The 20310-nt window shown below is 72.5% G+C and carries 19 protein-coding genes; 12 read left to right on the top strand and 7 right to left on the bottom strand.

The window, feature by feature from the left end:
- The first annotated feature begins 45 nt into the window (after positions 1-45).
- The 10 genes from ACWPQI_RS14145 (at position 46) to ACWPQI_RS14100 (ending at position 9239) form a co-directional block, all read left to right on the top strand.
- Complete coding sequence (locus tag ACWPQI_RS14145; protein WP_099527994.1) at positions 46-1374, top strand: gluzincin family metallopeptidase; 1329 nt, start codon at positions 46-48, stop codon at positions 1372-1374.
- Between the two features lie 42 nt (positions 1375-1416).
- Positions 1417-2544 carry a glycosyltransferase family 4 protein gene (locus ACWPQI_RS14140; protein WP_165276435.1) on the top strand — a complete coding sequence of 376 codons (1128 nt, stop codon included), beginning with the start codon at positions 1417-1419 and terminating at the stop codon, positions 2542-2544.
- Between the two features lie 75 nt (positions 2545-2619).
- Positions 2620-3018, top strand: a complete 399-nt coding sequence (locus ACWPQI_RS14135) for a polyketide cyclase / dehydrase and lipid transport (protein WP_165276462.1) — start codon at positions 2620-2622, stop codon at positions 3016-3018.
- A 124-nt stretch (positions 3019-3142) separates the two neighbouring features.
- Positions 3143-3580: an SRPBCC family protein gene (locus ACWPQI_RS14130; protein ID WP_010594359.1), complete on the top strand. Its 438-nt coding sequence runs from the start codon at positions 3143-3145 to the stop codon at positions 3578-3580.
- Positions 3581-3612: 32 nt separating this feature from the next.
- Entirely contained in the window at positions 3613-4833 is a 1221-nt protein-coding gene (locus ACWPQI_RS14125; protein ID WP_017680376.1) for an ArsA family ATPase, read from the top strand.
- A complete protein-coding gene (locus tag ACWPQI_RS14120; RefSeq protein ID WP_010594361.1) occupies positions 4830-5270 on the top strand; it encodes a hypothetical protein in 441 nt (146 codons plus the stop codon). Before ACWPQI_RS14125 ends, ACWPQI_RS14120 begins: the two co-directional genes overlap by 4 nt.
- Positions 5271-5283: 13 nt before the next feature.
- Complete coding sequence (locus tag ACWPQI_RS14115) at positions 5284-6258, top strand: ROK family protein (protein WP_010594362.1); 975 nt, start codon at positions 5284-5286, stop codon at positions 6256-6258.
- Between the two features lie 131 nt (positions 6259-6389).
- Positions 6390-7127 carry a lysophospholipid acyltransferase family protein gene (locus ACWPQI_RS14110; RefSeq protein WP_010594363.1) on the top strand — a complete coding sequence of 246 codons (738 nt, stop codon included), beginning with the start codon at positions 6390-6392 and terminating at the stop codon, positions 7125-7127.
- Positions 7128-7271: 144 nt separating this feature from the next.
- Positions 7272-7763 carry a polyadenylate-specific 3'-exoribonuclease AS gene (locus ACWPQI_RS14105; protein ID WP_010594364.1) on the top strand — a complete coding sequence of 164 codons (492 nt, stop codon included), beginning with the start codon at positions 7272-7274 and terminating at the stop codon, positions 7761-7763.
- Positions 7764-7853: 90 nt separating this feature from the next.
- Positions 7854-9239, top strand: a complete 1386-nt coding sequence (locus ACWPQI_RS14100; protein ID WP_010594365.1) for a class II 3-deoxy-7-phosphoheptulonate synthase — start codon at positions 7854-7856, stop codon at positions 9237-9239.
- A gap of 13 nt (positions 9240-9252) precedes the next feature.
- On the opposite strand, the gene pknB is transcribed toward ACWPQI_RS14100, so the two are convergent.
- Positions 9253-11253 (bottom strand): Stk1 family PASTA domain-containing Ser/Thr kinase, encoded by a 2001-nt coding sequence (gene pknB / locus ACWPQI_RS14095; protein WP_124258976.1) that lies wholly within the window; start codon positions 11251-11253, stop codon positions 9253-9255.
- A 290-nt stretch (positions 11254-11543) separates the two neighbouring features.
- On the opposite strand from pknB, the gene ACWPQI_RS14090 reads away from it, so the two are divergent.
- Positions 11544-11915 carry an Rv2175c family DNA-binding protein gene (locus ACWPQI_RS14090; protein ID WP_026138005.1) on the top strand — a complete coding sequence of 124 codons (372 nt, stop codon included), beginning with the start codon at positions 11544-11546 and terminating at the stop codon, positions 11913-11915.
- A gap of 10 nt (positions 11916-11925) precedes the next feature.
- On the opposite strand, the gene ACWPQI_RS14085 is transcribed toward ACWPQI_RS14090, so the two are convergent.
- The 4 genes from ACWPQI_RS14085 to ACWPQI_RS14070 form a co-directional block, all read right to left on the bottom strand.
- A complete protein-coding gene (locus ACWPQI_RS14085) occupies positions 11926-12834 on the bottom strand; it encodes a phytoene/squalene synthase family protein (protein WP_010594368.1) in 909 nt (302 codons plus the stop codon).
- Positions 12831-14519 carry an alpha-(1->6)-mannopyranosyltransferase A gene (locus ACWPQI_RS14080; RefSeq protein ID WP_140188664.1) on the bottom strand — a complete coding sequence of 563 codons (1689 nt, stop codon included), beginning with the start codon at positions 14517-14519 and terminating at the stop codon, positions 12831-12833. The genes ACWPQI_RS14085 and ACWPQI_RS14080 overlap by 4 nt, the downstream gene beginning before the upstream one ends.
- Before the next feature lie 116 nt (positions 14520-14635).
- Positions 14636-16168, bottom strand: coding sequence for a phytoene desaturase family protein (crtI, locus tag ACWPQI_RS14075; protein ID WP_017681753.1), 1533 nt, complete (start codon positions 16166-16168; stop codon positions 14636-14638).
- Positions 16168-17214 carry a polyprenyl synthetase family protein gene (locus ACWPQI_RS14070; protein WP_040272706.1) on the bottom strand — a complete coding sequence of 349 codons (1047 nt, stop codon included), beginning with the start codon at positions 17212-17214 and terminating at the stop codon, positions 16168-16170. Before ACWPQI_RS14070 ends, crtI begins: the two co-directional genes overlap by 1 nt.
- Before the next feature lie 207 nt (positions 17215-17421).
- Here ACWPQI_RS14070 and metF point away from each other — a divergent pair, with 207 nt between their 5' ends.
- On the top strand, positions 17422-18390 hold the full coding sequence (metF, locus tag ACWPQI_RS14065; protein WP_172603580.1) for a methylenetetrahydrofolate reductase [NAD(P)H]: 969 nt from the start codon (positions 17422-17424) through the stop codon (positions 18388-18390).
- A gap of 52 nt (positions 18391-18442) precedes the next feature.
- Here the strand turns inward: metF and ACWPQI_RS14060 are convergent, their stop codons facing one another.
- The gene (locus ACWPQI_RS14060; RefSeq protein ID WP_064066191.1) at positions 18443-19576 is read right to left on the bottom strand and encodes a glycosyltransferase family 2 protein; all 1134 of its coding nucleotides are present in this window, start codon (positions 19574-19576) and stop codon (positions 18443-18445) included.
- A gap of 3 nt (positions 19577-19579) precedes the next feature.
- Positions 19580-20281 (bottom strand): LppM family (lipo)protein, encoded by a 702-nt coding sequence (locus ACWPQI_RS14055; RefSeq protein WP_010594375.1) that lies wholly within the window; start codon positions 20279-20281, stop codon positions 19580-19582.
- Positions 20282-20310 lie beyond the last annotated feature (29 nt).

Here is a 20310-nt window from a genome sequence, read left to right as displayed (position 1 = left end):
CCCACCCCCGCGGCGCGGTCGTGGGCGCGACCTACACTGGCCGCCGTGCCCGCGCCCTACTCGTCGCCCCGTCCCCCTGGCAGTCGCCGGTGGGAACGGCTCGGTGTCGCCGGACTGGTCGTCGCGGTCGTGGCCGTCGGTCTCTCGCTCGCGTTCACGCCCGACGACGGCCCGGCCGAACCGGCGTCGCACCGCGCCGTGCAGGGACTGCTCGATGCATGGTCCCGGGCCGTGCGCACCGCCGACCGGGCGGTGCTCGCCACCGTCGTGGATCCCCGCGCCCGCCCGGGTCTGCTCGAGGCGGAGGTGCGCCGCGCCGAAGCCCTGGCCGCGTTGCCGCTGGCGGACTTCGCCTACGAGCTCGGACCGGACCTCGGGACCGACGTCACCGGCGACCTGGTGGCCCGGCTCGGCGCCGACGAGGCCCGTGCCCTCACCGTCCTGCTGCGCTACGCCGTCGAAGGGATCGACGACGAACCCACGCGCAAGCCCGTGACGGTGGTCCTCGCCCGCCGGGGAGAGCGGTGGCACCTCGTCGACGACCGCCCGCTGCCGGGTACGGACACCACCACCTGGCGGGGGCCGTGGGACTTCGGCCCACTCGAGGTCCGGGCAGTGGAGACCGGGGCCGGGAACCGGTCCCTCGTCGTGGGCCACCCCGAGCACTCGTCCCTCGTCGCCGACATCGCCGCCGAACTCGCCTCCGCCGTCGAGGCCGTGGACGCCGTGTGGGGAACCGGATGGCCCCGCCGCGCCCTCGTGCTCGTCACCGCCTCGCACGACGAGTTCACCGCGCAGGTCGGCAGCCGCTACAACGGCGCGGACATCGCTGCCGTCGCGGTCTCCGACGTCGTCGACCACGAGCGGGGCCGGGCCACCGGTCAACGCATCGTCTTCAGTCCCGCCGCCGAGCAGCGGCTGGACGAGGCGGGGCTGCGGGCGATCCTGCGCCACGAACTCACCCATGTCGCGGCGCGCACCGACACCGTGGACGGGTCGCCGCTGTGGATTCTCGAGGGCTATGCCGACTACGTGGGCTACCGCGGTGCCGGCGGCGACCTCGCCGCGATCGCGCCCACCCTCGCCGCGGTCGTCGCCGAGCGCGGGGCGCCGAGCACGCTGCCCGCGGACGCCGAGTTCGCCGGCGACGGCGCGCGCCTGGCGTACGAGAGCGCGTGGTCGATCGCGGCGTTCGTCGCCGAGGAGTTCGGCAGCGAGCGGCTCACCGCCCTGTACCGGCGGCTGTCCGCCGGGCCTGCCGGCACCCGGGAGCTCGACGCCGCCCTCGGCGACGTGCTCGGTGTGGACGCGGATCAGCTCGTCGACCGATGGGGGAGCCGGCTCGAGAGGCAGGTGCCGGCTCCCGTCGGCTGACCCGCCGTCCGGACCCACCGCGGCACCGCCTACGGTGAGCGCATGCCCCGAACGCTGCTGGTCACCAACGACTTTCCGCCCCGGCCCGGGGGGATCCAGTCCTACCTGCAGGCGTTCGCGGCCCAGGTGCCGCCCGACGACCTGGTCGTCTACGCCCCGCGATGGCGAGGGGACAGTCACGTGACGTTCGACGCCCGGCAACCCTTCGAGGTCGTCCGCCACCCCACGACCCTGATGTTGCCGACCCCCGCCGTGGCCCGGCGGGCGGCCCGGCTGATGACCGATCGCGGCTGCGAGACCGTGTGGTTCGGCGCTGCGGCGCCGCTGGCCCTGCTCGCTCCCGGGTTGCGTCGCGCCGGCGCCCGCCGGATCGTGGCCAGCACCCACGGGCACGAGGTCGGCTGGTCGATGGTGCCCGCCGGACGGCGGGCGCTGCGCCGCATCGGCAACACCACCGACGCCGTCACCTACGTCAGCCGGTACACCCGCGGTCGATTCGCCTCGGCGTTCGGGCCCGGCGCAGGTCTCGAGCACCTGCCGTCCGGCGTGGACACCGAGGTGTTCCGGCCGGATCCAGCGGCGCGCGCGGACCTGCGCGCCCGGTACAGGCTCGGGGACCGCCCCACCGTGCTGTGCCTGTCCCGGCTCGTGCCGCGCAAGGGCCAGGACATGCTCATCCGTGCACTGCCCGAGATCCGGCGCCGTGTCGACGGGGCGGTGCTCGTGATCGTCGGCGGTGGCCCGTACCACGACCGCCTCCGCAAGCTGGCCCGCACGGTCGGGGTCGAGGACCACGTCGTGATCACCGGAGGAGTGCCGGCCGCCGAGCTCGCCGCCCACCACACCATCGCGGACGTGTTCGCGATGCCGTGCCGTACGCGTGGCGCCGGTCTCGACGTCGAGGGTCTCGGAATCGTCTATCTCGAGGCCTCCGCCACCGGGGTGCCCGTGGTGGCGGGCCGCTCCGGCGGCGCGCCCGAAACCGTGCGGGAAGGAGAGACCGGTGTCGTCGTCGACGGCACGTCGGTCGCGGCGGTGGCGGCCGCCGTCGCCGACCTGCTCGCCGACCGCGACCGCGCGGCGGCGATGGGCGCGGCGGGCCGCGCCTGGGTGGGCGCCGAATGGCGGTGGGACGTGCTCGGCGAGAAGCTGCGGCGTCTGCTGGCCTGACGTGCCGACCGTCCGGCCCCGACCCCATGCAACCCCCTGGACGAGCCGGGACCGGCCATGTGTGAAGCTGTCCCCGTGAGCAGCATTCAGGTGGCCGATCAGGCCTTCATCGCCGCGGCGCCGAGGCGGATCGCGGCCGAGATCGCCCAGCCCCACCGCTGGCGTTCGTGGTGGCCCGACCTGGACCTCACGGTCCGAGAGGACCGAGCCGAGAAGGGCATCCGATGGTCGGTCGGCGGGGCGCTGACCGGCACGATGGAGGTCTGGCTCGAGCCGATGCTCGACGGCGCGATCGTGCACTACTTCCTGCACTGCGAACCGGCCGGGATGCCGCCGGAGAAGGCGGGGGGGTGGGATCTCGCCGCCATGAATCACCGGCGCCGCGTCGACGGCAAGGTCATGACGTTCGACGTCAAGCGGCGGCTCGACGCCGGGCGCGCCGCCGGCGAACCTCCACAGGACCCCCGCCCCTGACCGACGGGGCCGTACCTGCAGGCGACGAGCCCGCACCGGAACTACTACGGTGTGATAGACAGCGGTTCCCGCGTGTGCCGATCCGGTAGGACGAGGGGACAGACGGAAAGGAAGCGTTCGTCGCATGGCCGAGAAGACCAAGCGGTCGATCACCATCGATGCTCCGTCGGATCGGGTGATGGCCGTGATCGCCGATTTCGACGCGTACCCGGCCTGGGTCTCGGCAGCGAAATCCGTGGAAGTGCTCGCCGTCGAGTCCGGAGGCCGCGCCGAACGGGTCCGGTTCGTGCTCGACGCAGGCGTGGTGCGCGACACGTACGAGCTGGTCTACGAGTGGGCTTCCGACGGCCGGTCGGTCAGCTGGGAGCTCGTCGCCGGGGAGATCCAGAAGGCCCAGTTCGGTTCCTACATCCTCACCGAAGCGCCGGAGGGCGGCACCACCGTGTACTACGAGCTGACGGTGGACCTGACCATCCCGATGATCGGACTGTTCAAACGGAAAGCCGAGAAGGTGATCACCGACACCGCGCTGAAGGAACTCAAGAAGCGGGTGGAAGGCTGAGCGGGCTCGCCGGGCGGCCCGGCCCCGCCGCCGTGCGGCTGTTCGTCGGCAAGGGGGGCGCCGGAAAGACGACCCTCGCCGCGGCGACCGCCCTCGCGGCAGCCCGCTCCGGAGTTCCCACCCTCGTCGTCTCGCTCGATCAGGCGCACTCGCTGACCGACGTGCTGGCCGTCGATCCGGCGTCGACCGGGTCCGTGGACGCCCGCATCGTGCCGGTCGCCGAGGGTCTCGACGCGCTGGAAATCGATTCGCTCGCGCTGCTCGAGCAGCGGTTTGCGCTCCTGACCGCGCTCGCCGCCGCGGGCGGTGCCCACGGGCACGGTGACCGGTTCGGGATCCCCGCGGCCGAGGAACTCACCGGCCTGCCCGGCGCGCAGGAGATCCTCGCCCTCGGGGAGGTGGCCCGCCTGGCCGAGTCGGGACGCTGGGGCGAGGTGATCGTCGATCTGCCCGCATCCGCGGACGCCTTCCGCATGCTCGCCGCGCCGGCAACGGCCTCGGAGTACATCGAGCGGATCTGGCCCCGGCACAGCCGCATCGTCGCGGCGACCGGGGCCGACCCGCGCCTCGCCCTGGTCGTGGCACTGGTCGACCGCGTCGTCGAACACGTCTCGACCGTGCAGGACCTGCTCGGCGACCGCACGCGCACCCGAGTCGACCTCGTCGCCACCGCCGACCGGCTCGGCATCGCCGAAACGCGACGACTCCGGTCCTGGACGGCCCTGTCCGGGCTACGGCTGGAACGCGTGATCCTCAACCGGATCGTCCCGGACCTCCCGGCAGAGGAGACCGGACCCGCCGCGGCCTGGCTCGCCGAACAGCGCGGCGGACAGCGCCGGATCGTGGCCGAGATCGCGTCGACCCTCGGCGACGTCACCGTGGTCGAGTGCGAGCAGCGGTGTGCCGAACCGGTAGGGTTGGCCTCTCTGGCGGCGCTCGCGGAGTCGCTGCATCCGGACGGAGCAGCACCGCTCACGCAGGAGGATGCCGGCCTCGAGCCGGTGCGGGTCCAGCACGAATCGGGGACAGGGGTGGATGCGGTGTACACGATGCGGATGCATCTGCCGCTGGCGGATGCGGCATCGCTGACGCTCGGCCGGGTCGACGACGACCTGGTGATCGGCGCCGACGGCCTGCGCCGCCGGGTGCGGCTCGCGTCCGGTCTGCGGCGCTGCACCGTCGCCGGCGCCGAGTTCGAGGGATCCGACCTGCTGGTGCGGTTCCGTCCCGATCCCGCGGTGTGGCCCCGATGAGCGCCGACCACGACGTCCTCGTCGCCGAACTGCGGGCGCTGGCCGATGCCGTCCTCGACCGGCTCGAGCAGACGGTGCAGCGATTCGCCGAGCCGGAGTCGTCCCCCCGGTCGCCGGCGCCCGGCTCGGTGTCGCCCGATTCGGTGTCGCCCGATGCGGGGACCGAGCCCGCTACCGACACGTCCGCCTCGACGGCGGGCGGTTGCAGCTGGTGCCCGCTGTGCGCCGTGGCCGCCGCCGTCCGGGGCGAGCCGCACGAGCTCCTCACCCGGCTCGCAACTCAGATCGCGGCCCTGATCGCGCTGCTGCGGGACCTGCTCGCCCGGTACCTTCCGGCCCGAGGACCCGCCCCCGACGCGCCCGGTCCGCAGGACCCGCCTCCGGCTCCCGGCCGCAACGGCACGTTCGTGCCGATCTCGGTCACGATCCGACGCTGATCGGACCCACGCCGTGAGCACGGATCGACTCACGATCGGAATCGACGTGGGCGGCACCAGCATCCGCGCGGCCGTCGTCGACGGTACCGGCACCGTCGTCGACACCGTCCGGGCGCCGACCCCGCACTCGGCCCGTGCCCTCGACGGCGCCCTCGACCGCACCGTCGCCCTCCTGGCGGGCCGCAACGAGGTCACCGCCGTCGGTCTCGCCGTCGCCGGGTTCCTCACCGCCGACCGTCGCGTCGTCCGCTACGCCCCGCACCTCCCGTGGGCGGATGTGCCCGTAGCGGAGCGGATGAGCGCGCGGATCGGCCTGCCGGTGGTTCTCGAGCACGACGCCAACGCCGCCGCGTGGGCCGAGTACCGGTTCGGTGCCGCCGCGGGTGTCCGGACGACCGTGCTGGTCGCCGTCGGCACCGGGATCGGCGCCGCCCTGCTGCTCGACGGTGTGCTGTTCCGGGGTGCGCACGGCATCGCCCCGGAACTCGGGCACCTGCAGGTGGTTCCCGACGGGCGCGCCTGCGCGTGCGGGAAGCGCGGCTGCTGGGAGCGGTACTGCAGTGGCACCGCGCTGGTCGACACGGCGATCGAGCTGCTCGCAGCAGGTCCGGACCGCTCCTCCCAGCTCACCCGCGACGTCGCGGCGGATCCCGGCGCGCTGACCGGACGACGGATCGCCGGAGCCGCGCAGGACGGCGACCCGCTCGCCGTCGCGGCGATGGGGGAATTCGCCCGCTGGCTCGGACTCGGCCTGGCCATGGTCGCCGACCTCTTCGACCCGGAACTGGTGGTGGTCGCCGGCGGAGTGTCGGAGTCGGCGTCCCTGTTCCTCGACGACGCCCGCGGACACTACGCGGCGGCCCTGACCGGCCGGGGCCACCGGCCGCTCGCGCGGGTCCGTGCCGCACACCTCGGCGACGCCGCCGGCCTGGTGGGCGCGGCCGACCTCGCCCGGCACCGGTCCGGACGAAACGGACCGAGCGAGTGAGATGCTCGTCACGTCCGTCGGTGTGAGGCGGGACCCCGGCATGCCACGGTGTGCACGGCAACACCTCGCCGTCGTAGAGTCGATCGGCAGGCACGGTCTGCCTGCGCGTTTCGGAGACGGGGAAGGACGCCATGTGGTATTGGCTATTCAAGTACGTCCTGCTGGGGCCGCTGCTGTGGCTCATGGGGCGGCCGAAAATCGAAGGTGCGGAGAACATTCCGACCGACGGCCCCGCGATCCTCGCCAGTAACCACAAAGCCGTCCTCGACTCCTTCTTCCTTCCGCTCGTGGTGCGGCGGCGCATCACCTTCCTCGCCAAGAGCGAGTACTTCACCGGCACCGGATTCAAGGGCCGGTTCCAACGTTGGTTCTTCTCCGCGGTCGGTCAGGTCCCGATCGACCGCACCGGGGCGGATGCGGCGCAGGACGCCCTCAACGCCGGTGTCCGCGTCCTCTCCCAGGGCAAGCTGCTCGGCATCTACCCGGAAGGCACCCGGTCGCCGGACGGGCGCCTGTACAAGGGCAAGACCGGCATCGCCCGGCTCGCCCTGCAGACCGGCGTCAAAGTGATCCCCGTGGCGATGATCGGCACCGACGAGATGAACCCCATCGGGTCGAAGATGTGGAAGCCGGCCAAGGTGACGGTCCGGATCGGTGAACCGATCGACTTCTCCCGCTTCGAAGGCATGAGCGGCAACCGATTCGTCGAGCGCACCGTCACCGACGAGGTGATGTACGCGCTGATGCGCCTGTCGGACCAGCAGTACGTCGACATCTACGCCGCCACCCTCAAGAACCGGCCCGCCGAGGAGGATGCGGCGTCCGCAGCCGCCGACGCGGACCGCCTGCCCGACACGCAGGCCGGCTGACGCCGGCGCCGGCGGCACCGTCCCGGCCGTGACCGGGCGCCGGCGGCACCGCCCCGGCCGTGACCGGGCGCCGGCGGCACCGCCCCGACTGTGACCGGGCGCCGGCGGCACCGCCCCGGCCGTGGCCGGGCATAATGTGCGCACGTGCGTTACTTCTACGACTGCGAGTTCATCGAGGATGGTCGCACCATCGAGCTCGTGTCGATCGGTGTCGCCTGCGAGGACGGGCGCGAGTTCTATGCGGTGTCGACCGAATTCGATCCCGAGCGGGCCGGGCCGTGGGTACGCCGGAATGTGCTGCCGAAGCTTCCGCCCCCCGCGCACCCCGCCTGGAGGTCCCGGACCCGCATCCGCGACGACCTGCTGTCCTTCCTGATCCCCCGGCCGGGCATCCAGCCCGAACTGTGGGCCTGGCTCGGGGCCTACGATCACGTCGCGCTCGTCCAGCTCTGGGGCACGATGCCGGAACTGCCCGACGCGCTGCCCAAGTTCACCCGCGAGTTGCGCCAGCACTGGGAACAGCACGGCAGGCCGCCGCTTCCGGCCGTACCCGACGACAATCACGACGCCCTCGCCGACGCGCGTCACAACCTCGCCAAGTTCGAGGCCATCGAGGCCGCCCGACGACGCCGCTGAGGTCCCGAGCCGAGGTCGGCGCGGGGGGTGTGGCGTCGACCTACCCGGGGGTGCGTATCCGTCGTCGCGCCGGGGCCATATCCTGATGGTGTGAACTGGACTGTCGATGTGCCGATCGACCGCTTGCCGACCCTTCCGCCGCTCCCCGACGAGCTGCGCGAACGGCTGGACGCGGCCCTGGCCAAGCCCGCCCTGCAGCAGCCGAGCTGGCCCGAGGACCAGGCGTCGGCGATGCGCACCGTGCTCGAGAGCGTGCCACCGATCACCGTGGCCCGCGAGGTCGAGGAGCTGCAGAACCACCTCGCCGCGGTCGCGCGCGGCGAAGCCTTCCTGCTCCAGGGCGGCGACTGCGCCGAGACCTTCGCCGACAACACCGAGCCGCACATCAAGGCCAACATCCGCACGCTGCTGCAGATGGCCGTCGTGCTGACCTACGGCGCGTCGCTGCCGGTCGTGAAGGTCGCACGGATCGCCGGGCAGTACGCCAAACCGCGATCGTCGGACATCGATGCGCTCGGGCTGCAGTCGTACCGGGGCGACATGATCAACTCCCTCGTCGCGGACGCGGCCGTGCGCGCACACGATCCGTCCCGGCTCATCCGTGCCTACGCCAACGCCAGCGCCGCGATGAACCTGGTCCGGGCCATCACTGCCGCCGGCGAGGCGGACCTGCACCGGGTGCACGACTGGAACCGGGAGTTCGTCGCCTCGTCGCCGGCCGGTGCGCGGTACGAGGCCCTCGCCTCCGAGATCGACCGCGGCCTGCGTTTCATGGACGCGTGCGGCGTCGTCGACCCCAATCTGAAGGCCGCCACCATCTACGCCAGCCACGAGGCGCTGGTCCTCGACTACGAGCGGGCAATGCTGCGGCTCGACAACACCGACGGGCACCCGCGGCTGTACGACCTGTCCGCGCACTTCCTGTGGATCGGTGACCGTACCCGGCAGCTCGACGGCGCCCACATCGCCTTCGCCGAGCTACTCGCGAACCCGATCGGCCTGAAGATCGGTCCGAGCACCACGCCCGAGATGGCGGCTGAGTACGTCGAGCGGCTCGATCCCACCAACAAGCCGGGCCGGTTGACCCTCATCTCCCGGATGGGGCACGCGAAGGTGCGCGATCTGCTACCTGCGATCATCGCGAAGGTGCAGGCGACCGGACGTCAGGTCATCTGGCAGTGCGACCCGATGCACGGCAACACGCACGAGGCGTCCACGGGGTACAAGACCCGGCACTTCGACCGGATCGTCGACGAGGTGCAAGGCTTCTTCGAGGTGCACAACGCACTCGGCACGCACCCGGGCGGCATCCACATCGAACTCACCGGCGAGGACGTCACCGAGTGCCTCGGCGGCGCGCAGGACATCTCCGACATCGACCTGCACGGCCGCTACGAGACGGCGTGCGATCCCCGCCTGAACACGCAGCAGTCGCTGGAGCTGGCGTTCCTGGTCGCGGAGATGCTCCGCGGCTGACTCCGGCAGGGTCTCAGGGCAGGGCGGTGAGGGTCACCGTGCCGCCCGGCTCGACCCGGTCGCCCGCCCCCGGGCTCTGACCGATCACCACCGAGCGGTCGGAGCCCGCGAACTGGCGCACCTCGACGTCCAGACCGAGCCGGCCGAGTTCGTCGCGCGCCGCGGCGACCGTGCGGCCCAGCAGTGAGGGCACCTTCACGGCATTCGACACCAGCAGCGTGACGCTGCCGCCGGCGTTGACCCGGTTCCCGATCGCCGGATCGGTGCCGACGACTCGTCCCGCATCGACGTCCGCGTCGAACACCTCCCGCGACTCGCGCACCGTGAGTCCCACCGTGTCCAGGGCCCGCCGGGCCTCGTCGACGGTGCGGCCCGCGACGTCGGGCACATCCACCGGCGGTGACCCCTTGCTGACGATCACCGCGACTTCCGCCCCCACCGGAAGGACTGTGCCGGGTGCCGGGTCGAGCGCGGCGACCCCGCCCTCCTCGACGGCGGTGCTGTAGGCCGAGCCACCGTCCACCGGGACAAAGGTCCGGTTACGCAGTTCCTGTTCGATGACGTCGCGGTCGCCGTCACCGACGATCGTGGGCACGGTCGGCCGGCCCAGCGAGACGAGCAGCACGACCTCGTCGCCCCGGGCGACCCGGCTGCCGGCCTCCGGGTCGGTGCCGAGCACGGTGTCGACGGAGGCGTCGTCGGAGTACTCCCCCCGTACCTCGGGGGTCACGTCTGCGGCCTGCAGGGCCGCGAGCGCGGTGTCCCGATCGGCCCCGAGCACGCTCGGGACGGTGGTCATCCGCCCGGACCCGAGCCACCATCCGCCGAAGCCGACGGCCAGCGCCAGGACCAGGATCGCCAGTAGCCACAGCAGCGTCGTCCGCCGGTTCCGTCGGCGCTCGGCGGCGAAATCGGCCGGCTCGGCCCGGAGCCCCGAGGTCTCGGCACGCGGGTGTTGCTGGGTGACGACCTTGGTGTGCTGCGGACCGGCGGGGGAGAGCTGGGCGGCGAGACCCGGAGCCGCCGGAGGGGGCAACGGTCGCGACGGCGGTGCCGCTGCGCGCACGGCCACGGTCGGTGGCGCGGGATCCACCGTAGCCGTCGCCGGTTCCGCGGCGGCCGAACGATGCTGCGCGGACCGCTGCGGAGCGGGCACCCGGTAGCGGGGCAACGCCAGGGCATCGCAGACCTCGCTCAGCGCGGCGGCCATCGCCCCGGCATCCGGGAACCGCTCACCGGGCTCTCGTTCGGTGGCGTGCCGGACCAGCTCGTCGAACTGCTCCGGGACCCCGTCGATGAGGGCGCCGGGGTCCGGGACGTCCCGATCGACCCGCTGGTAGGCCACCGACAGCGACGTGTCGCCGGTGAACGGGGTGCGTCCGGTCAGCATCTCGAACAGCAGAATCCCGGTCGCGTACACGTCGCTGCGTGCGTCCGCGGTACCCGTGGTCACCTGTTCCGGCGACAGATATGCGGCGGTCCCCAGGATGACACTGCGCGACGTCGTCGTTGCCGCGGCGACCGCACGCACCAGGCCGAAATCGGCGATCTTCACCTCCCCGGCATCGGAGATCAGCACATTCTCCGGCTTGACGTCACGGTGCACCAGGCCGGCGCGGTGCGCCACGGCGAGCGCCCCCAGCACCGGCGCCGCGACGGCCGCCGCCGCGTGCGGGGGCATCGGGCCCCGCTCGCGCAGCAGTTCACGCAGCGTGCCGCCCTCGACCAGTTCCATCACCAGGAAGACGTGGTCCCCGTCCTGTCCCTGGTCGTACACCGCAACCAGACCCGGATGGGTCAACCGCGCCACCGAGCGCGCCTCGAACTCGAACCGCGCCAGGAACTGGGGATCGGCCGCGAACTGCGGATCCATGACCTTCACCGCCACCGGACGGTCGAGTCGCAGGTCCGTGCCTCGGTACACGATGGACATGCCGCCGCGGGCGATCGGTGCCTCGATGCGGTAGCGCCGTTCGAGCACCGTGCCGATCAGGCGGTCGCCTCCAGAGCTCACCCGGTGTACCCCCGTGTCCGTGCCGTCGTCTTGCTGCGTCAGGTGCGGCGTACGACGGGGAAGACCGCCGGGTTCGCCTCTGTCGATCGTAGCCAGCGCACGAACCGTCCGGTCGCCCGAGCGCGGCTCGCCGCGGTGACACCTGCGCGGCTCGCCGCGGTGACACCTGCGCGGCTCGCCGCGGTGACACCTGCGCGGCTCGCCGCGGTGACACCTGCGCGGCTCGCCGCGGTGGCCACCCGTACCGGCCGTTGACGGCCCGCCGCCGTGGACCCGATAACGTTGGCAGCGTGAGTGCTATCCCTTACAGCGAAGACGTCCTCGACCGCTCCGTACCCGTGCTCCAACTGGTCGACGTGGCGAAGCAGCTCGGTCTGGTGATCACCCGGGTCCACCAGCTGCTGCGTGACCGCCAACTCCTGGCGATCAAGCGGGACGGCGTGCTGGCGGTGCCTGCGGCATTCTTCGACGACGACGGTCAGATCCTCACGGGCATCCCCGGTCTCATCGCGGTGCTGCACGACGGAGGATTCCGGGACGACGAGATCCTGAACTGGATGTTCCGGGACGACGACACGCTCACGGGCGGCTCTCCGGCCGCGGCGATGCACACCCACGCGAGGCGGGAGGTCATGCGCCGGGCGCAGGCACTCGGCTTCTGACTCCGGGCGTTCAGCGCAGGCGGGCCAGCTGGGTCAGCGCAACCCGCGCACGGCGCCGGCCGGGGACCACGGCGCGCTCGTCCAGGACGCGGTAACCGCTGCGCTCGACCTCGTCGAGGATTCCGCCGTACAACGCGAAGGCGGTGCGGATGCCGGGCCGGATCCGGTCCGGCAGCAGCGCCAGACCGGGCTCGGCGCGCCGGTACTCCGCGCGCGTGAGCGCCACGAAGTGGGCCAGTGCCCGGCGCACCCGCGGATCCGGGGTCCCGCCGGTCCGCCGACCGTGCTCGAGCAGCGCGACATCGACCCCGAAGGCGGCCCACGTGTCGGCCGGCAGGTAGGTGCGTCCCCGGTCGAGGTCCTCGCCCACGTCCCGGATGAAGTTCGTGAGCTGGAAGGCTTCTCCGAGCGCCGCGGCGTAGGGTGCAGCCGCGTCGATGTCGGCCACCTCGAACACGGGCAGCAGCTGCAGCCCGATGACCGCCGCCGAACCGTACATGTACTCCCGCAGCTGCGGCATGTCGTCGTAGCGCGGGCGGAACTCGGGGGTGCCGGGAATGTCCATCCGCATCGACCGGACGAACGCCTCGAAGTACTCCAGAGGCAGGTCGTAACGCCGGATGGTCTCGGCCAGCGCCCCGACCACCAGACCGGTCGCGTCCGCCGGTCCGGGGTCGCCCGCGAGCGCGGCGTGCAGCCGGCGCTCCGTTTCGGTCACCTGCAGGGCAGCGGCGGCCGGGTCGTCGACGGCGGTCACGTCGACGATGTCGTCGACGAGACGAGCGAAGCCGTAGAGGGCGTGGACCGCCGACCGCCGCGGCCGGGGCAGGAGACGAGTGGCGAGATAGTACGTCCGGCCGTGTGTGGCCGCCAGTTCCTCGCAATAGCGGAATCCTGCGTCGGTCTCGGGCACGGTCACCTCGGATCCGGGCGGACGGTGGGGACGGGCGGTTCCCGTCGCGCGCGCAGCCGCAACGGGTCGACGGTACGCAGCGACGCGGCGGCGATCACCGAGGCGACCACAGCCAGGAGCACATGGGCGAGGTTGTACATGCCGATCGAGCCGTCGGGGTTGAAGATCAGCATCAGCCAGGTCGACAGGCCCACGAGCACCGCCAATGTGGTCGTCGACAGGGCGAAGCCCGCGGCCACCGCGAGCGGCCACGAGTAGTACCACGGCAGGGCGGCCGGCGAGAGCATCGTGATCGCGGTCAGCGTGATCACGATGCCGAGCACCGCATCGCGCTCGGTGCGCCGGAACCGCCACCACGTCACCACCATGATCACCAGCAACGCGACGGCGCAGAGCATGCGGGTGACATCCAGGATCGAGCCCAGCTGCCACGGCGTGAACCACGTGACCGCGTGCGCCATGATCGTCGGCAGCGACAGCCAGTTGATGATCTTCGACGAGCCGGACAAGGCCGTCAGCCAGCCGATGCCGACTCCTGCGAGCGCCGAGGCCGCCCCGAACACGGCCGCGAACACCAGCAACCCCGCGCCTGCGGTCTTCCCGAACAGCACGATCGGCGATGCCGGTTCGCGGCCCTGCGCCCGCGCCCGGTCCCGCTCGTGCAGAATCCAGATCCACACCAGGAAGGGCAGCGCGATTCCCGCCGATGCCTTGACCGCGGCGCCGACGGACACGAGGGCGATGCCGCCGACGTGTCGGCCCTCGAGTACGAGCACGATGCCGGCGATCATGAACCCGACCATCAGCATCTCGTTGTGCACACCGCCGATGAGGTGGATCAGGATCAGGGGGTTGAGCACCGCCAGCCACAGGGCGATGCGGGGGTTGCCGCCGAGCCGGCGTGCGAGCTTCGGCACGGCCCACGCGGTGAGCACCAGCCCCGGCAGCATCGTCAGCCGCAGCAACCAGGTACCGGTGACGACATCGTCGCCGGTCAGCGACGTGATGCCCGCGCCGAGCAGCAGATGCACCGGACCGTACGGGGTGGTGGTCGTCTTCCACACGTTGCTCACGTTGTCGAGCAGCACACCCGGGTTGACGACCGGACCGTCGAGGTACGGGTCGAAGCCGTCGCGCAGCATCGCCCCCTGGGCGAGGTAGGAGTAGGCGTCGCGGCTGAACATCGGCGGCGCCACCAACAGCGGCGCCACCCACATCGGCAGCACCGTCCACAGCTCGCGCAGGGTCACGTGCCCGGAGAGTGTGCTCCGGCCCAGCCGCACCCAGGCCGCGATCATCAGCAGGACGCCGGCCCAGATCAGGATCGTCGAGAGCAGCAGGCCGTGCCCGAACCGCAACCAGGACAGGTACAGCTCTTCGAGCAGCGGGTCCTGCCGCCGGACGCTGCCCGCCCCGAAGCCGCCGAACGTGACGAAGGCGGCGCCGAGGGCGCCCAGGAGGCCCGCATTGCCGGCCGGGCTCCGCAGGAAGTCGCCCGGTCCGCTCCGCGCGGGCCGCGAGGCGGCAGGCTGCTGTTCCGGCGGGCGCTGCTGTTCCGGGGGACGCTGCTGTTCCGGGGGACGCTGCTGTTCCGGGGGACGCTGCTGTTCCGGGGGACGCTGCTGTTCCGGGGGACGCTGCGGTCCGGACGGATGCTGTGGAGCAGCGTCGGAAGGGGCAGGGGACGACATGGTTGCGAGTTCCTCCCCCGGGAAGTCGTGGACGGTGCGGGGCCCGGGCGCGGCGCGGGCGGACAGGTGAACGAGGTGACAGTTTAGTTCAGCCGCCACCGTCCGCGGTCCACCACTCACCGCGAGGTGCGGACCCCGAGCCGCTCGGCCGCGAGCCGGCCCGACAGAACGACCGTCGGCACGCCGACCCCCGGCACGGTCCCGGAGCCCGCGAGCACGACGTTGGGATGGCGCGGATCCAGGTTCCGCCGCCGGAACGGGCCGGTCTGCCGGAAGACGTGCGCCCCGGAGAACGGGCTGCCTTCCAGCATGCCCCGGGCCTGCCAGGTGGCCGGGGTGTCGATGTGGTCGATGCGGAACTCGTCGGCGACGCCGTCGTATCCGCGCCGGCCGAGGACGGTCAGCAGTTCGGCGGCGTACGGGTCGGCCAGAGCGGACCAGTCGTACGGGGCGCTGTCCAGGTTGGGGCACGGCGCGAGCACCGACAACGGCTCGTGCCGGACGCCGTCGCGGACGAAGCCCTGACCCGGGTCGCTCAACGCCGGCCGGGTGATCAGCAGCGACGGGTCGCTCATGAGCCGGCCGCGGCCGCGTCCCGCGCTGATCTCGGCGAACGTCTCCTCCCACGACGCCCCGAAGTCGATGGTGTGGTGGTGGGTCGCGGGCCAACGCGCGGCAACGGCGGACGGCACGCTCCCGTGCAGCACCACGGCCGACGGTGACGCGAGCACGCGGCGCCGCCGACGTGGCGGCAGCAGCCTGTCCACGACCGGCAGGTCCGGGCTCAGCACCACGGCATCGCACAGCACGCGTTCCCCCGAGGCGGTGCGCACGGCGGTAGCCGTGCGGCCGTCGAAGTCGAGACCCGTGACCTCGGTGCCGAGGCGCAGGTCCCCGCCGGCAGCGACGATCGCGTCGGCCATCGCGCGGGCCAGCACCCGCATGCCACCCTCCACCGCATACACGCCGAGGGAGGTGTCCATGTGGGCGATGGCGCCGTACACCGCCAGGGCCCGGGCGGGTGCGACGCCCGCGTACAGCGCCTGGAAAGTGAACACGCGGCGCAACCGCGGGTCGGTGATCCGGCGGTTCACCTGGGCCCCGAGCCGGCCGAACCCTCCCAGCCGGAGCAGCGTCGCCAGGTCCCGCACCGCCGCGGGGGAGGCGACCAGGTCGAGGGGGGAGTCGAAGTTCCCGGCCATGAACCGGTCGAACTCGGCGTCGAAGATCTCCGCGAGCCAGGAGCGCAGCCGAAGGTAGCGTTGCGCCTCCTCGGCCCCGCACACCCGGGTGATCTCGGCGACCATCGCGTCCGGATCGGTGTGCACGTCGAGGGTCGTGCCGTCGGCGAACCGGGCGTGGTACGCCGGGGCGAGCCGGCGCAGCCGTACCGCCGGGGTGACGGACTCGAAGTCGGCGCCGACCGCCGCCAAGGCGTCGGCGATGAGTTCCGGCATGGTGAGCACGGTGGCGCCGTTGTCGATCTCGTAACCGGGTCCGGTGTGCACCCCCACCCGGCCGCCGACGGTCGCCTCGCGTTCGAGGACGGTCACCTTGCGGCCGGCGCCGAGCAGGTACAGCGCCGTCGAGAGCCCGGCCAGGCCGGCGCCGACGACGACCACGCGCTCGGCGCCCGTCACGGTGCGCATCAGGCGGCCCGCCGCGTCGCGTCGAGCGCCGCCGCCCGCAGGCGGGCCTTGCCCTCGTCCGTCGCGCCCGAGCCGTCGAGCGTCGCCAGCGCGGCGTCGGTGAGCGCGGCGATGCGCCGCTCCACCCGGTCCACGGCTCCGAGCTCGGTGATGACCGTCCGCAACCTCTCGACGTCCGCGTCGGACAGGTCCGAACCGATACTCTCGCGCAGCAGCCGGGCGGCCTCGGGATCCCGGGCGTCGGCGGATTCCAGGGCCAGCGCGTACAACACCGTCCGCTTGCCCGACCGCAGGTCGTCACCGGACGGCTTGCCCGTGACCTCCGGATCCCCGAACACGCCGAGCAGGTCGTCGCGAAGCTGGAAGGCGAGCCCGATATCGGTGCCGAACTCCCGGTAGGCGGTGATCAGCGCGTCGTCGGCGCCGGCGAGCGCGGCGCCGAGATGCAAGGGCCGCTCGATCGTGTACGCGGCGGTCTTGAACCGGTTGACACGCATCGCAGCGGGCACGGACTCGTCGGCGGACACCTCGCCCGCGATGTCGAGGAACTGCCCGCCGAGGACCTCGGTGCGCATCGCCGACCACACCGGTGCGATCCGCGCGGTCGTGGCCGAATCCAATCCGGCCTCCCGGACCATGTCGTCGGCCCAGGCCAGAGCGAGGTCACCGAGGAGGATGGCCACGGCGGTACCGAACTGCTCGGGCCGGCCCCGCCAGCCCGATGCGCGGTGCTGCTCGGCGAATTCGACGTGCACGGTCGGGAAGCCACGACGGGTGGTGGACGCATCGATGATGTCGTCGTGGACCAGGGCGCAGGCCTGCACCAGTTCGAGTGCCGAACAGGCCCGCAGCACGGCGGGTGCGTCGAGACCGGACGGATCGCCGCCGGCGCCGATCCAGCCGTTCCACGCGAACGCCGGACGCACCCGCTTGCCGCCGCGCAGCACGAAGGACTCGAGTGCCGTCACGGCCTCGGGATAGCCACCGCCGATCGGCTCGACGAGATCGATCCGCGAGACGAAGAAGTCGCGCAGGGCGCCCTCCACGAGATCGGGGAACAAGGCGGTGGGCACGGGTTCGGATCCGGTGAACAGGGCGTCCTCCTGGTCGTGTGTGGAGCGGCCCGTCGGGCGACGGCGGGTGCGGCCCGATCGCGCGACGAAACGCGCCGAGTCCACCCGCGCCCAGCCTATCCGGCGGCCGGGGGGCTTGCCCCGGTTCGGCCCGCTCCGACGTGCCCCTATGCTGGTCGGGTGACATTCGATTCCGACAGCGGGCCGGTCGGCGGTGGAGAATCCCGTACGCCGTCGGTGGTGGACCGTCTCCGTGCGCCCCGCGGCGCACGCATCCCGTTCTCGGTGGAGTTCTCCCCGCCGCGCGACGCCGACGCGGAGGCGCGCCTGTGGCGCGCCGTGCGCGAGTTCGAACGCCTCGGCCCGGCCTTCGTGTCGATGACGTACGGAGCGGGTGGTTCCACCCGGGACCGCACCGTGCGGGTCACCGGTCAGCTGGCGCAGGAAACCACGCTCCTGCCGGTCGCGCACCTGACCGCCGTCGGGCACAGCATCGACGAACTGCGCGCCATGGTCGGTGCCTACGCCGATCGCGGTATCACCAACATCCTCGCGTTGCGAGGTGACCCGCCGGGCAATCCGCTGGGTGAATGGACCCGGCATCCGCAGGGGCTCGAGTACGCGGAGGAACTCGTCCGTTTGGTCCGCGACCTCGGTGACTTCCATGTGGGGGTGGCGTCGTTCCCCGAGGCGCACCACCGCTCCCCGGACCTCGAGCACGACACGCGGTATCTCGTCCACAAGCTGCGCGCGGGCGCCGAGTACTCGATCACCCAGATGTTCTTCGACGTCGAGGACTACCTGCGACTGCGGGACCGGGTCGTGGCCTACGATCCGGAGCAGGGAGCCAAACCGATCATCCCGGAGATCATGCCGATCACGTCGTTGCGCACGGCGCGGCGCAGCCTCGAGCTGTCCGGGTCGAAGCTCCCGGCCACCCTCGAAGAGCGCCTCGTCCGGGCCGCCGGGAACGGCCCGGAGGAGGACCGTGCCGCCGTGCGGGAAGTGGGCATCGACGTCGCCACCGAGATGGCGGAGCGGCTCATCGCCGAGGGCGCGCCCTGCCTGCACTTCATCACCCTGAACTTCGCGCGGGCCACCCGCGAAGTGCTCGCCCGTCTCGGCATCGCGGTGCCCACGGCGGTCTGACCGGACGCTCGGAGCGGGGCACTCAGGGCAGTGGCACTCAGGGCAGGGGCACTCAGGGCAGGGGCCTGTCCTTCCAGCCGAGCCGGCCGGTGCGTCGCGCACGGAGCGAGTCGATCGCCAGCGCCGCGAACGCGCACACCGCGAACGGGTGGGTGCAGCCGGCCGCCACGTCGGACCGGTCGGGGCCGCCGCGTTCGGTCGCCCGGGCCACGGTCCGGGACACGATCGCCGCGGCGGTGCCCACGACCCCCCAGCGCCGGGCCGGTCCGGGACCGAGAACAACCGCCACGGGCGGCAGCACGTAGGTCACCGCGGCAGCGACGAGCACCGCCGCGGACCCGGCGGGGGAACCGAATGCCGACCACAGCCAACGCGTGTATCCGGCGCGCAGCGGCGCTGCGCCCTCGTACATCCGGCAGGACGCGAGGTTGCCGGCCGCGGCCACCATGGTGCGCCGCCCGGACCGGCGCAGAGCCCGGGCGAGGTCGAGGTCCTCGGTGGGGCTGGCCGCGACGGCGACGTGTCCGCCCACGGCGGCGTACGCCGACGCGTCGAACACCAGGAACTGACCACACGAGACCGCCATCGACGGTCGGTTCGAGCGGTGGGACACCGCGATCGGCAGCGTCGCGAACCAGGACCAGAACAGCAGCGGCTGTACGAGGCGTTCGGCGGCGGACCCGGCCTGCTGGAAGGGCCACGGGGTGAGCAGGTGGGCCCGGCGGTCGCGCAGCACGGTCACCGCGGCCGCCACTGCACCCGGGGCCAACCGCACGTCCGCGTCGACGAAGGCGACCACGCCGGACGGATCGGTGGCCGCGTAGGCACGTGCGCACGCCGCGGCCTTGCCCGTCCACCCGGGGGGTGGTGGCGCGGTCGAGCGGATCACCGTGACGCGGGGATCGTCCCCGGCCGCGAGCCGGGCCGCCTCGGTCGTGCCGTCGACCGAGTCGTCGTCGAAGATCACCACCCGCAGCCGGCGCAGACCGCGCTGGGCGCGCAGATCCGCGACGAGCGGGGGCAGGCGACGGGCTTCGTTGCGGGCGGGGACGATCACCGTCACCGGTTCGTCGACGACAGCGCCGGGGGCGAGCCTGGGCAGGGTGAGGCGATTGGCGACAGCCACGGCGGCTCCCAGTGTCGCGGCGACGGCCCCGGCACGGACGACGCCGACCAGCGCCCGCATCGCCTACGACGCCGTCGCGTCGTCGCGAGCTCGCCGCGGGGGAGCGGGGTTGCGGTTCATCCAGGCGAGCGCTCCGATGATCGCCGCGACACCCGTCGTGACACCGGCGACGATGCCTGCCCAGCCGGCGAATCCCCTGGTGTTCGGATCGGCGTAGCGGACCTCGGCGCGCAACGTGCTCACCTCCCCGGCCGGCAGCTTCCACGTGACGATCGAATCGGAGTCACGGTTGCCGTTGGTCGTCGCGACCCGGGCCGGGAACGCGATCGTGATCTGCACGTCGGTGCCCTGGACGGGTACCGACTCGAGGTCGACCTTGCCGTTGACGCTCACCAGGTCGCCGGCGCGCTGCAGCGCGAGCTGGAAGGTGCCCGAGGTCTGGTCCGACATCGACCCCAGCTGTTGCACGTCCCCGAAGCTCAGATCACTGAAGAACACCTGACTACCGACGTACCCGTCCTGGTCGTACTCCTGCACGCGGACCTTGCCGGCGAGCGAGTCGGGAGCCGTCAGTTGCGGTCCCTTGTCGTTCTCGTCGGCGGGGATCGTCGCGGCCACGATCTGCCCGGAGACACGGTCGTCGGCCGAGACCCCCATCGTCGCCTGCACCCGCAGGCACCCGGCGAGGACAGGGACGAGCAGGAGCAGGAGCGCCGCCGCCGCGAGGGACCGGCGGCGGGAGCGGGGCGAGGTGGGCGGCTGCACAGCGACATCGTGCCAGGAGCGGGGGGACG

It is taken from the genome of Rhodococcus sp. LMD (assembly GCF_056108245.1).
This window is presented reverse-complemented; position numbering and strand designations above follow the sequence as displayed.